Raw genomic sequence first — 14,732 nt, forward strand, 5'->3', positions numbered from 1 at the left:
TTAATGATTAATAATAAAATGTTTGAGTTAATAACTTATTTTAATCAAGTAACTGAACAAATGCTAACTAAATTAGCTACTATGAAATCTAATAAAGTAGTTATTGGAATTTCAGGGGGAGTTGACAGTGCTCTTGTTTATACTTATTTAAAAAGTATTAAACAAAAGTACAACTTAGAAATATATCCATATTTCTTACCAATTGATAATATAGAACTTGATTATGAATGTGTTAGTTTACTTAATGTTGATCAAGATATTAAAACGATTGATCTTAAAAATGTTTATGATCAATATTTATTAGCTTTAGATATTAAAGATAATAATACTTTAGCTTTAGCTAATTTAAAGAGTAGAATAAGAAGTAGTTATTTATATATTATTGCTAATCAAATTAATGGGTTAGTTATTTCTAATTTAAACTATGATGAATACATTTTAGGATTCTTTACTAAATTTGGTGATAGTGCAGCAGACTTTTATTTTTTAATTGGCCTGCTTAAAACTCATATTTATGATCTAGCTAAATATTATAAAGTACCAGAGTTAATTATTAAAAGAGCACCAAGTCCATCAAACACAAAAGATGAAAAAGAATTTGATGAAAACCAACTTGGTTTTAGCTATGATCAACTTGATCAACTATTACTTAAGATTAATCATGATCAACAACTATTAACTAAAATTAAAAATAAAGTTTTAGTTAATGAACATAAACACTTTGACATTTCTCAATATCATTTATTTACTAATTATTTAAAAATTAAATAACGATCTTAGAACAAGGAACTTTTTATGAAAAACAAAACCAATAAAACAACCACCTTTCTGAAAAGTTTAAAAGGTTTTCAGGTCATCACTATTATTGCATATTGTTTTGTAGCAATCTTAATTGGTTTATTAATATGATCAAGTATTGAACTAACTAATGAACTAACTTTAGTTAAAACTGTTTATGAGTATAAATATAATCAATTAGTAATGTTTCAATGGGGTTCAATTGTTGGAGTAAGTGCTTTTTTAATTATTATGATCAATATTAATATATGAGCTTATTGATCATATTCAAACACCTATATCCCTGAACTTAAAGAGAAGGTTTTATTAAGAAATTATTTTAGAAACAAAAATAAGAAAACTGATCAAAATAATAAAAGTAGTGAACAAGAAAAAGAACCGAATGATCAATCTAATAGTAGTGAATCAACTAATCAAGATAAAAAACTAAAAAGAAAAACAAAAAGTTTACCAACTGATATTATTTCCATTGATCATCAAGAATTAGATCAAAAAGAGGATAGTAAGTATGAATCATAATGATCAATTACTTAAAGAACTTAAAACTAGTTTATTAAGTGCTAAAAATGAACGTCAACTAATTGAGTTTAAAAACATCTTTATTAAACAACATTTATTACCAATGTATGATCAACTAAAAAGTAGTGATGATAAAAAAAGCTTAGGATTAGTTATTAATCAATTTAAACAACAAATTGAAGAAGTTTGTAATGAATGCTTAAATGTTATTGAAAATGAATCTGATCAAAAAAGTGCAGATGAATTAATTAATTTATCACTAAAAGAAAATTATTATAACTCAGCTACTTTTCATCTCTTAACAATCATTATTAATGATATTGCTAATTTCTTTAAACAACTTAATTTTGAAATTGTTAGTGGTAATGAAGTTGTTGATATTAAAATGAACTTTGATCAACTTAATATTGATGAGAACCATCCTGCTCGTGCAAATGCAGATTCTTTCTTTATTAATCACATTAAAATGTTAAGAACCCATTGTACAACAACAACTGCAGAACTAATTTATAATGCATCAAACAGAGATATTCGAATTATGTCGTTTGGTAATGTTTATCGAAAAGACGATGATGATGCAACACACTCACACCAGTTTATGCAAGTTGATTTTGTTTGAATTAAAGAAAACTTAACAATTGCTAATTTAAAATGATTAATTGATGCACTAATCAAATATTTATTTGGTGAACAACTTAAAACTAGATACCGTTTAAGTTTCTTCCCTTTTACTGAACCTAGTTTTGAAGTCGATGTGCAATGTTTTAAGTGTGATCTTAAAGGGTGTGCTGTTTGTAAGTATTCAACCTGAATTGAGATTATGGGAACTGGGATGTTACATCAAAATGTACTAAAAGCAGCTAATTTAGATTCTAATCTTAAAGGATTAGCTTTTGGGATTGGAATTGATCGAGTAGCTATGCTTAAGTATGGAATAGATGATATTAGATATCTATATTCAAACAACATTAAATTTAATAAACAAATTAAGAATCGCTAAAAGGAGGTTGTAGAATATGATTATTAGTTGAAAATATTTACAACAACTTCAACCACGATTTAAAAAAGTTAGTTTAGATCAACTCTATGATGCATTAATGGATTTAGGGTGTGAGGTTGAATATACTAAAACATTAGCTAAAAATACTAATTTAGCTATTGCACGAGTTCTTAAAAAACAAAAACATCCAAATGCTGATAAACTTAATTTAGTTGAAGTTAAAACTGAAGATGGGATTTATAATGTTGTTTGTGGAGCAGATAACTTTAATGTTAATGATTATGTAGTATTAGCAAAAGTAAACGCGACACTTGGAAATGGATTAGTTGTTACTAAAAGAGTAATTCGTGATCAAGTATCAAATGGAATGTTATGTGCTTACTCTGAACTTGTTCCAGAGTTTAAAAATTTGTTAGCTAAAGAAGATCAAGAAGGGATTATAGTATTAGAAGCTCAACCTAGATTATTATTAAGTGATCCGAATCAATTACTTTGATTAGATGATCAATTAATTGAAATCAGTTTACCATCAAACCGAAACGATCTAAATGGTTATTATTGATTAATTAAAGAACTAAATGCTTATTTTAATTTTAGTCCTATTGGGTTTGAAAGTATTGATTTAAAATGTGAAATCAACCATTTAACATCTAAAGCTAAGATTTTATCAAATGATGTTAATGCTTATCACTTATTAGAAGTTAATAATTTAGCTAACTATCAAACAAGCTGAGCTACTAAAATCATTTTAATGTATCACAACATTAAAGTTCATAATCATTTTGCTGATCAAATGAACTTATTAAGTTTATTAATAACTAACCCTTTACATGCTTTTGATCAAAGCAAAGTAAATGGTAAGATCACACTTAAAAATGCTGATAAAGATCATGAAATGGTTGGTTTAGATAATTTAGTATATAAAATCAAAAAGAATGATTTAATCATTGTTGATGAACAAAAAACAATTGCTTTAGCAGGTATCATTGGTTCGCTTGATTCTTGTGTTGATAAAAACACAAAGCAAGTATTAGTTGAATGTGCTAACTTTAATGATTTAACTGTAGCTAATACAGCTAGAAGACTAAAAATAAATACAACTGCAGCATCTCGTTTCTCTAAACCATTAACTAATTATTTAACTTATATTGCTTTTAAGAACTTAGTTAATTATTTCTCTGATGATGTTAATATTTTATATCATCAAAATAACTACCATCCAACTACTCTTAAAAACAACTTAAATAATGTAAGTGAGATCATTGGAGCATCTGTTAACATTAAACAAGCGTCTTCTTTTTTAGAACGTTTAGGATATGAAATCAATTCTAAAACAATTAAAACACCAATGCATCGGTATGATATAGTTAATGATTATGATATCTATGAAGATGTTATGAAAATCAACAGCATCAATAAAATCGATCCAGTACCGATTAGTATTGATATCTTAAACTTTAAACAAAATCAAAACTATGATTTTGTTTATAAACTAAAACAACTATTAGTTAGCTTAGGAATTTATGAAGCTAAGACTTATAATCTTAAAGATTATGAACAAGCACTATCTTTTGATGTTTTTAATTTCAATAAAGCTTATGAAATTAAAAACCCAATCTCAAATATAAGAACCCACTTTAAACTAAATAACATTAGTAGTTTATTAGAAGTAATTAAATATAATCAATATCAAAAAAATGAATTAGTTAACTGGTTTGAAATTAGTCATATTAATGCAATTGGTTTAAATCAACAAACAATACTAACAATTGTTTTAGCTAAACCTATTTTTGAATCTTTACTATCTAAGAATATAGTTAGTCTTGATCTAGTAAGTGCTAAAGCACTATTATCTAAACTAATGGATCATTTCTTATTAGATTATCAGTTTAGTTATGATTTTAATGATCCATTAGTTTATAGTAACAATGCTAATGCTATTTTAAATGGCTCTAATCAATTTGTTGGGTTTGTTGGTGAACTAAACAAAAAAGCTAAAAAAGCTTATGATATAGGTTTTGATTGTTATGTTATTAATTTAAACTTAACTAATTATTTAAATCAAAATCATCAAGATATTAAAATTAACAAACCTAGTGTTTATCAAGATATCTTTAGAGATTTAACAATTAGTTTAAGTGATGATTTTGATTTAGAAGTTGTTTTAAATAAAATCAAAACAATTAAATATGTAAGTGATGTTTATATTAAAACAGTCTTTAGAAAAGATAATATAACATCATATACATTTACAATTATCTTAAATGGGTATGATCATACCCTAAGTAGTGAAGAGATCAAAACTATAGAAGATAGTTCAAATCAACTTGTTAATGAATTAGTAGCTTAAATATAGAACTAGCTAGATTTAGCTAGTTTTTTGTTTGATAATAAGTAAATAAAATATTAAATAAAAAAGATGGGTTTGCATTTATTGATGTAATAAGATAAATCTAAACTTATAATATTTATAATTATTGTATTATAGTTATTAATAGGTTTAAAGGATAGGGGTTTTAGATGGAGAATATACTGAAGTTGATTAATAATGAGAAAGTAAAGTGGAAGAGATTAGGGGAAGTAGCAAAGTGCTTTGCAGGCGGGACACCTAAAACATCAGTAGCATCATATTACGATGGAAATATTCCTTGAATAAGATCTGGAGAAATAAACTTTAATTCAATAAAATCATCAGAAAGAAACATTTCTGAAGAAGGTTTAAAAAATTCATCAGCTAAAATTATTAGAGCAAATAGTGTTGTCATTGCTATTACTGGTGCAACTGTTGGTAGAAGTGGTATTGTTGAATTTGAAACTGCTTGTAATCAATCTGTGGCAGCAGTGGAAAATGATGAAAAAGTATTAAACCATAAATTCCTATATTATTTTGTATCTGCAAATTATAAAAACATAAAAAATATGGGACAAGGCGTTTTAACTAGCATAAACCTATCAACTATAAAAAATTTAATGATCCCAATTCCGTCTTTGGAAACACAAGAAAAAGTTGTAAAAATACTTGACAAATTGACAGAATATGCTACCGAATTACGGGCCGAATTACTACTAAGAAATAAACAATATAATTACTACAGAAACCTTCTTCTTAACGATGAATACTTAACTAAGAAGACGCTAGAACTTTGTGGGGAAGATGCGGAAGTAGAATTTAAGCAACTAAGGGATATTTGCAAAATTGTTCGTGGAACTCGAATTACAAAGAAGGATTTACTTATTGATGGCTTATATCCTGTAGTTTCTGGAGGAACTGGTTATATGGGATATTTAAATAAATATAATCGAGAAGAAAATACAATTACCATCGCACAATATGGTATGGCAGGATATGTAAATTGGCAAAATGAAAAATTTTGAGCAAATGATGTTTGTTTTTGCATAAACCCTAATCCTAATATTAATAAAAGATATTTATATTATTTCTTAGTGAATAACCAAGATTATTTATATTCAATTTCAAATAGAAGTGCAATCCCATATAGTATTTCACGAGATAGAATATACGATATTCAAATTCCAATCCCACCATTAGAAGTCCAAAACCACATTGTTTCAATCCTAGATCAATTCAATACACTAACCAACGATCTTACCCAAGGTCTTCCTAAAGAAATCGAACTTCGTCAAAAACAATACGAATACTATCGAGAACAACTATTATCATTTAATCATCATTAATGACGATTTTTAAACTAAATATTTAGAATCAAAAAAACTCCTTAAGTTATACTGCTTAGGGAGTTTTTATATTATTGATTATTTATTAAGCACCATCTTTAAAGATAGCTGTTTTATTAAATTCTTTAAATTCAGAATCACTTTGTTCACTTAATCATTTTAAGTTTTGACGGTATGATTTTTGTTGATTTGGGAATTTCTTTCTATCAGTTCCATCAATTAAATTGTGTGCAGGACCTTTTTCATTATCATTATGAACTTGAACTAAGTATGTGAATCCACCTTTTTTACTTACATCAGTTTCACTATTTACTGAGCTAATACTTGAATAAATACCAATTGGTAAACCGTATTCATCAACAACTAATGAACCAGAAGCTCCAAAGTAAATACTACTATAATCAACAAAGGCATTAAAACCAAAACCACTAGCCTCAGAGTTAGCATCTAAAACAGTTTTTAATGGTTGTCCTATTGAAAAACTAGTTCCTGTGAATGCATCTTGTGGAATATCAGAATTTTTAGGGTAATTTCTCCATAACATTTGTTTTCTACCAATTGTAGGGAAACCAGCAATATATGCACTTTCAACATTTAGAGATGTTGTATTTTCATCAAGATTATAGGTATTTTTATCTAGTTTTTGTTCTTCAGATTTTTGTTCATCAATTCATACAGATGGATGATCAATACTTAAATAAGGAAGTGAACCTTTATCATGGTTAGGATACTTCTTTGAAGAGAATTTAGTGATATCAGCATCAATTGATTTCATTGCAGCTTGAATATGTTCTAATAACAATTTGTATTTATCGTTACTATTAGCTTTGTCTTTTAATTTCTTATAATTAACTTTTAAGCCAAAAACAGCAAAGTCCTTACCACTATATTTTCTTTGAGCATTATTATTAGCTTTATCAATTAGCTTTTCATTGTTTTCTTTGTCAAAAATATTTAAAGCCACAAAAACTGTTTTTGGGTTTTCAAATACTTTATCTTCATCATATGTAATTTGTTTACCTTGATTATCAGAACCAAATAAAGCACTATCATTTTTTCTATTAACAAAATATTCAAGATCATTTTTACTATCATAACTTTGTCCAGAAAGAATAGCTTCAAGACTAGCTTCTTTTTTAGGAACAGCCAAAATAAAACTATCAATTTTTGCTTGTTTTTGAGCTTCTTGTGTAAAGTACTCAGGGAATTGTTTCTTATATGGTTCACTATCTTTCATAGCGTTGAATGCACGACTATAAACATGGGCATTAGTTGCCATATAAAGCATTAGTTCATCTGACTCGCTATTTCCATTCTTTCAAGCATAGTCTAATAATCAACCTGTTCCTGTTGGGTTAAATGGAACTATTGATTCATTAATCTTATTACCATTTGCTTCTTCAGGAGCATAATCAATGCTGTTAAAACCAATAGCAAAAGATCTATTTTTTATCTTTTGATATGCATCTTTTTCATCTATTTTTAATTCTTTAACTTCTTTTGAGGCTGGTCTTCTATTTGCTAATTTCTGTCTAAGTTCATTTTGTTTTTTAATATGTTCAAGCAATGCACCAAGATTAGCGTTTGGATCAAATGGTTGATTTTGTCCTTGACCAGGATCAAAACCATTATTAGGGTTAGAAGAACCATTTGATGATCCAACACTGTTTGATCCATCGCTATTAGCTGGAGTTTTAACAACTAAAGTTTCAGTTGTATTAGCAAAATATGAGTTAGATACAATAGGAGTAGTTTTTCTTAGATCTTCATAAATATTAACTGCAGAAACATAATAGCTTTTATTGTGTTCTAAACCACTAAATTCAACTTTTGTATCACCTTTAGTATCACTCGCTACTTTAGTCGATTTAATAGATGATCTAATTGAGCTAGAACTATTTGGTTTTAGTTCAACTTCAACAACTTTTCGTGCATATTGAGAACCAACATTTAATCTTAAGTTGTGTTTTTGATTATTATAGCCTAAAGTATCGGATTGTAAAGTAACAGTAAACTTAATACTATTTTTAGAACTATCGTTTCTTATTACAGTACTTCCAGAACCACTTTTAGTATCAAATTGTTTTTGGCTTGGTTGGTTTGGTTTTTGTTCAGGTTTTTGTTCTTCTGTACAAGCCGCAGCAACTGCAATAATACTAGTTGCAGCTACAAAAGAGACACTGCTCATTAAAAATATTTTTTTCTTGTTGTTCATATCGACTCACTAATTTCTATTGGATTTCTTTAAATAAAATTAAGTTATTGTTTAGATCAATTGTAGAAGTATTATCTTCATAATTAAATCTATAATCCATTGATTTTTTAACACCTTGTTCATCATCGTAAATACCATAGACTTTTATAACAATTTGATCATATATGTTTCTATAAGATTTCACATTTTCTAGATCACTTATTACCAATTGCCCATCTTTAACCATTGATAATTCATTAGAAGTTTCACTTGCAGTTGTATAAACTTTAGATGATTTTTGAAGTCCAAATATACCATACCTTAGATACTTATCTTTTAAAGGCATTCCATCTTTTGTTTTAACACTCAAGGTTAATTTATCTCCTGTATTTTCTAATTTGATATCAACAGGCATTTTGTTCATTTCTGTGTCAGGAACAGTTCTATTTGACATTGCTTTGCTAACAGATATTGTTTTATTTTTATCATTTTGTTTAAATACAACATTAACAATATTTTCAGGTTGTGGTCGATTATTCATTTGTTGATCATAGATACTAGCAAAATCTAATTTATATTTACCAGAATCTATAATAGGGCGAAAATCTAGTTCAATATTGATTGTATTTGAATTTTCTGAAATCTTTTTAGGAATTGATAAAGCTTCACCTTCTCCATCAATTCTTTTTAATTTTACAAAAATACTTTTATTTTCTAAAGAACCGTTATAATCTTGTTTACTTAATTTGATTGACAATTTACCTTCATTAGAACCTGGATTGAGCGAAATAAAAGGGTTATCACCATTTAATTCTAATAATGGTTTAGATTTATCAATTTCTTCTTCCTTAGGCATAACTTGTGGTTGAGAAGGTGATTGAGTTTGGGGTTTAGTCCCAGGTTGTGATTGAGTTTCGCCTTGACCTTGACCTTGTGGTTGTGGTCGGGTTTGTGAATTAGTTGGCGGAGTATTTTGCGGTTGCATCTTGCCCTCATCCATTTGTTTTTCTACTTCACCCTTTTGACTACCGCTACCTTGATCAGGTTTTGCTTCTTTTTCTTTATCTTTTCCAGTCATAGAACCAGACTGATCATCATCCCTTGGCTCATCACCTAACATTTGATCTGGTTTCGGAGATGCTGCTGGTGGTTGTTGTGGACTTGGTTGTGAATCCATATTTTGTTTTTCAGGTTGGTTAACTTTAGGAGAAGAACTAGAACCTGGTTTCGTTCCAGAACCAGATGATGATCCGCCACCATTATCAGGTTTTGCCATTTCATCTTTTTGTTGATCTTTTACTTTCTCTTTATCCTTATCATTATCCATCTTAGCTTGTGGATTTACATCTTGTTTTTGTTCCTTAGAATCTTTATCTTGTTTAGAACCATCAGCCATCCCATCTTTCTTTGAATCTTTTGAATCAGCTTGATCTTTTTGATTCATTTCATTGTTAGGATTTTGTTGTTTTAATGGTTCTTTTTGATCCTTATTCTTTAAGTCATTATCCTTTTTATCTTGCTCTTTTTTAGAGTTAGATGGATTAGTTTGATTTAGTGGACTTTTATCTTTATTATTTGTGTTCTTATTTGGATTAGTAGGGTTATTCTTTAATTGATCAGTTGATTTATTAACTGGATTATTACTCTTTGGTTTAGTTGGTGTTGTTTGTTTAGTTGAATCACCACTTTTAGGAGTACAAGAAGCAGCAACTGCTACTATACTAGTTGCTGATAATACTACTAAACTACTAATTAGTCATTTATGTTTATATTTATGTTTCATAAAATATCCCTACATTTCTTTTTGACTGTTTAAGGCGTATAAATTCTATAATATTTTTTTCTAACTAATTAAATTCAAATACAAGATAATAAATTAATGTTGAAATAATAAACACATTCAATAATAAACTTTAATCATTATCTTTATTTTTAATTATTATTGATTAATTAATAATGTCCCATTAATAGTTCTAAATAAGCAACAAATAATTGATTCTTTTTATTTCTTGTTCCTTATATTATTTATAAGTTTAAAAATAATAAAAATTAATATTTATAAATGAAAATCCATTGTTTAAAATCAATATAATACATACTAAAATACAACTAAACAGTTAGTATTAGTAAACTTATTTGTTGCTTATTAAAATAATTAAAAAAGGACTTTTAAAATGAAAAATAAAGCTAAAAAGAAATTAATTCCTATTTCATTAGTTAGTGTTCTATTAACTCCTTTTTTATTAACAGCTTGTTATAGTACTAAATCAGTTCAAAACAATAATACTACATCAGTTAACAATGATCGATTAAGTTTTGCAACTCAACCAACTACAAAAGCTTTTTTAGAAGATTTCTTTAATAAGAACAATGAACTATTAAACAATGAATTATTTATTCAACAAAGTATTAGTGATCAAAAACTAGTTGAACTTAAATATACTCTAAAATCATTCCATCCAACAAGAACAATTATTGAAGATGGAAGTGCTATGGCTTTAGTTGCTGGAGTTAGTAAACAAGTCTTATTAGATGATGTTACTACTAATTGGTATTGAATGCTTAATAACATTGATCTATTTGATTATTTATTTAATCCTTATAACACTAATAATTATAAGAAGTATGATAATGAAAAAGCTGATTTTAATGCTCCAATCAATGAGTTAAGCATTAGACTTAAAAAAGAAATTAATCAGTTTTATAAGATTAGCAAAAAAGCTAATCCTTATGATCATTTTGAAAACACAACAGTTTATTACTTATTGTTTAATGATAAATATGTACTTAGAATTCACCGCTTTAAAGAAGATCAAGCCTTTAAAGCTAGAGTTGATTTTCATATCTATGAACTTATGAATAAGCAAACTGATTTAATTACATTTGCAAATCAGTTTGAATCAACTCTAGATAAAATCCAAAATGAACAATTAGCTAATCAACTAAAAAATATTGAAGACCCATCAGAAACTTCTATGCAAGAATATGAAAGAGAAAAGAAGTTTTATACAGAACAATATAATGACTATAGTAAATATAATATTTATTCAAATGATGTCTATTTATTTTTAGAAGATAAAGTTTATAATCAACTTAAAGCTGATCTTAAATTAAGAAGATTTACTTTAAGAAATGTTGATAATAAAGTTTTAAAACCAGCTGATTTAATTAAGTTTAATGAAATTAATCAACAATTTACTAAGCCACATCAACAATATTTAAAATTCATTAATAAAGATGAATTAATAAATATTAAAGACTTTGATACAAAAGCATTTGTAACTGATAAAATCATTCAACGCTTATTAAAAATAGCATATGAAAACCCAGTAGATGCTTTACATTTTATTAACCAACAAAAAGATCCTAATCATATTGCTTTAATTAAAGCCCAATTATTAGATTATCGAACTAAATTTATTAATCCACAAAACAACAAAGTAAAAGTTGATCCTAATTTATTAGCACAGTATGCTAATTTTCTATCAGCTAATTGGTATTTTGTACTAACTAATTTAAACCTATTTGAAGGTTTATTTTATGAACTTTACCAACTACCCACTAAAACAACAATCGAAAACCAACAAGAAGTTTTACTATCTCCTTCACAGCAATATAAAGAAGCTATTGAAAAAAGAATTAGTAGGGGATATGAACAAAGAGTAGTTAATATTAATAACTATCTTGAACAAGTTCAAGAAGGAGATAGTTCAAGAGGTTTTTTAGGACATAGTGATTACTATATTAAAAAACAGAAAGAAATCTTTAATATTCGTTTTAGTAAAGAAGATAATAAGATTAAAACAATTTTTAATCCATTAGTTTATTATTTTCCACAAGCTAAGGTTCAATTATCAATTAATACCATTACAACAATCTTCCACCATGCTATTTATCACCATTCAAAAGCAGCTTATGATGGATTTGAAGATCTAGTGTTTAAATTTGGTTATGGGATTCCACAAATGATGTTGTTATTAATTAAAAAGGAGAATGGATAATAATGAAATCTAAATTTCTTAAAACTAGTTTAATGCTATTACCCTTATTATCAATTGCTCCAATTAGTTTAGCTATTTCATGTACACAAACTAAATCAGAAACACAATCAAAAATAGTTGTTGACAACCAACAAATTAAACAGAATCAATGAGATCTATTCTTAGCTAATCAACACATTAAAAGTTTATTGAATTTAGTATTTGAAAACGAAGCTGATAAATTAGCTTATATTAAACAACAACAAAATATTGATTCAAAAGCATATCAAGAAAAGATTGCTTTTTGATTAAACTATTTTAGTGTGCTATTACCAACTTGGGATGGACTATTTCGTGATTCGATACCACTTGCTTACAGTACTGCAGATCAACTTTATACTGAAATCTTTGAAAAAAACTGGTTATGGTTTTTATTTAATCTTGATCAAATGGTATTTATGATTCAACCTAAACATGAATTATTCCAAGAAACATCAGAAGAATCACTAGAGCGAATAAGAAGTGAATCAATAGATAATGGGATTTTCTTCAAACCTAAATCAAACATCTTCTTAGATGCTTCAATAACTTATGGAGATAATGGAATAGTTGATGAGAAAAATGATTTATTTAACATTTTTCTTTTACATAAAGATGGTTTTATTTTCCAATTTGAAGTTGAAAAATTTTATACAGATAATACTAAAAAAACATTAACTAAAAAAAGAACAAGATTATTTTCTTTTGTTCATACCTATCCATTATTACAACAACATCCTGAACAACTATTAAATAACTTTAATATTCGTAAATACACAGAAGTTTCTCAATTTATAAGAAGTGATAACCCAGCAGTTTCATCAACTGCTCAACTAATCTTTAATGATGAGTATGGGGGAAACTTTATTACTTATAAGTTTGCAGATCTTAATAAATAAAAAGAGTTAGCAGAAAAATATCTGCTAACTTTTATTTTTAAAATGATTGGTTATGGTTAATTACAATACTAAAGTCTTTTGGATTATCTATTTTATTAACTACTACAAAGAAGACTTTAGTAGCTTTATATTTCTTTGATCGTTTATTAAAGATTGATTCAAATAAACTATATGATTCATTATTGTTTAAATATAAATCAATTTGTTTTTTAGCTAAATTGATTTTAGCTGCTTCTAAGTTTCATCCTGATAAATGATTACTATTATTATCATTTTCAGGTAATTTATCATTAATGCCATTTATTACTAAAATTGATTGTTTACTAAAATCAACTGTTTGCATTAAATTAGTTTTAACTAAATCAATGTATTTACTATTATTAATAGCAAACTCTTGTTGTTCAAAAGTGTTTCAATCATTAATTAAAATAAAATGATCACTAGTTAGATTTTGTTTAGTTTGTGACTTAGTTAATTGGTTAGAGATTTTTTGTAATACATAAACTGGTTGGTTGATTTGATTAGTATATGTGTATGCTTGGTATTTGTATTTAACCTTGTTTTCGTCTTTTTGGTTCTTTTGGTATTTTTTATAATCAACTACTTGTTCTGATAAATAAAGTGTAATTGCTTTAACTTTAGGTTCATAGTTAAAGTTTTGAGTTAATATCTTTTTGTAAGTTTCTAGTTTTGAATGATCTTTTGGATAAATAATAACTTCGTTTAAAGTTGGATTAAGAGCATAAGCAATATCATTAACATGGTCCTTAAAACCAACTTTAAACATAGCAAGAGCTTGTTTTTGTAATGATTCATTATCATCTAAATCAAACCTAATTACAAACCGAAGCACTCCAAGTGATTCATCATTATTTTTGTTTTCAATGATGTTAATAGTTTTATTAGGATATAGTTGGTCTGATTGATTAATAAGCTTGTTTTGGTTATTATTTGGTTTAACTACTTGATCAGTTAAAAATAAAGTAATCTTTTCGACTAATTGACTCTTATTAAAATAAAGTGTTAATAGTTGTTTGTAATTATTAACAGTTAACAGATCTTTAACATAAAGTACAATTTCTTGATTATCTTCATCTAATTGATAATAAAGACCATCTAAATGGTTTTTAAGTGTAGTACTAAATAATTTAGCTGCTTCTTTTTTAAGTTCTTCTTGATTAGTTGCTTTAGTTTTAATACTAAATCGTAATTTACCAAAATTAGGATCATTATCTTGGTTTTGAATTACTTCTACAGTTTTGTTAGGATCAAGTTCTAGTTGGTTTTTAGGTGGATTTGGTTTAGTTGATTCTAGTTTAGGAGTTGGTTGGTTTTGATCTAAATCAATCTTATTGAACTTAATCTTATCAAAGTTAATCTTTAGTGGTTCATTTTCTTGATCATTACTATTAGCTTTAGGATTAGTACTACTTTGATCGAATAAATCATCTAAGCGTTTAATACTATTTGTATTTTTTTGCTTAGTAGCTTGATCTTTTGATCGATTAGCTTGATTATTACAACTAGCTAAAATAATTGGAGTTAGTACAACTAAGCTACTAATTAATGTAGCTATTAATAATCTTTTTTGCTTACGCATAATAATC

General features: G+C 26.7%; 10 protein-coding genes. 7 read left to right on the plus strand and 3 right to left on the minus strand.

Annotated features, from left to right (window positions below; genetic code table 4):
• Positions 1-3 precede the first annotated feature (3 nt).
• The 5 genes from nadE to JM47_RS02135 all read left to right on the plus strand — a co-directional run bounded on the left by nadE (position 4) and on the right by JM47_RS02135 (position 6,013).
• A complete protein-coding gene (gene nadE / locus JM47_RS02115) occupies positions 4-771 on the plus strand; it encodes an NAD(+) synthase (protein ID WP_208894782.1) in 768 nt (255 codons plus the stop codon).
• Positions 772-795: 24 nt separating this feature from the next.
• Entirely contained in the window at positions 796-1,317 is a 522-nt protein-coding gene (locus JM47_RS02120; protein ID WP_244870368.1) for a hypothetical protein, read from the plus strand.
• Complete coding sequence (locus JM47_RS02125) at positions 1,307-2,317, plus strand: phenylalanine--tRNA ligase subunit alpha (protein ID WP_208894783.1); 1,011 nt, start codon at positions 1,307-1,309, stop codon at positions 2,315-2,317. Before JM47_RS02120 ends, JM47_RS02125 begins: the two co-directional genes overlap by 11 nt.
• Positions 2,318-2,333: 16 nt before the next feature.
• Positions 2,334-4,667, plus strand: a complete 2,334-nt coding sequence (gene pheT / locus JM47_RS02130; RefSeq protein WP_208894784.1) for a phenylalanine--tRNA ligase subunit beta — start codon at positions 2,334-2,336, stop codon at positions 4,665-4,667.
• A 170-nt stretch (positions 4,668-4,837) separates the two neighbouring features.
• A complete protein-coding gene (locus JM47_RS02135; RefSeq protein WP_208894785.1) occupies positions 4,838-6,013 on the plus strand; it encodes a restriction endonuclease subunit S in 1,176 nt (391 codons plus the stop codon).
• Between the two features lie 85 nt (positions 6,014-6,098).
• Here JM47_RS02135 and JM47_RS02140 read toward each other — a convergent pair whose 3' ends face one another.
• Both JM47_RS02140 and JM47_RS02145 read right to left on the minus strand, forming a co-directional pair.
• Positions 6,099-8,228, minus strand: coding sequence for an MIP family Ig-specific serine endopeptidase (locus tag JM47_RS02140; RefSeq protein ID WP_208894786.1), 2,130 nt, complete (start codon positions 8,226-8,228; stop codon positions 6,099-6,101).
• Positions 8,229-8,244: 16 nt separating this feature from the next.
• Positions 8,245-9,990 (minus strand): Vmc-like lipoprotein signal peptide domain-containing protein, encoded by a 1,746-nt coding sequence (locus JM47_RS02145; RefSeq protein WP_208894787.1) that lies wholly within the window; start codon positions 9,988-9,990, stop codon positions 8,245-8,247.
• A gap of 391 nt (positions 9,991-10,381) precedes the next feature.
• On the opposite strand from JM47_RS02145, the gene JM47_RS02150 reads away from it, so the two are divergent.
• Together JM47_RS02150 and JM47_RS02155 are read left to right on the plus strand one after the other, a co-directional pair.
• Complete coding sequence (locus tag JM47_RS02150; protein WP_208894788.1) at positions 10,382-12,208, plus strand: aromatic motif membrane protein; 1,827 nt, start codon at positions 10,382-10,384, stop codon at positions 12,206-12,208.
• Between the two features lie 2 nt (positions 12,209-12,210).
• Positions 12,211-13,125: an aromatic motif membrane protein gene (locus tag JM47_RS02155; protein ID WP_208894789.1), complete on the plus strand. Its 915-nt coding sequence runs from the start codon at positions 12,211-12,213 to the stop codon at positions 13,123-13,125.
• A 37-nt stretch (positions 13,126-13,162) separates the two neighbouring features.
• Here the strand turns inward: JM47_RS02155 and JM47_RS02160 are convergent, their stop codons facing one another.
• Complete coding sequence (locus JM47_RS02160) at positions 13,163-14,725, minus strand: hypothetical protein (protein WP_208894790.1); 1,563 nt, start codon at positions 14,723-14,725, stop codon at positions 13,163-13,165.
• Between the last annotated feature and the right edge of the window lie 7 nt (positions 14,726-14,732).

It is taken from the genome of Ureaplasma diversum (genome assembly GCF_000941095.1).
In the GTDB taxonomy this organism is placed as follows: domain Bacteria; phylum Bacillota_I; class Bacilli_A; order Mycoplasmatales; family Mycoplasmoidaceae; genus Ureaplasma; species Ureaplasma diversum.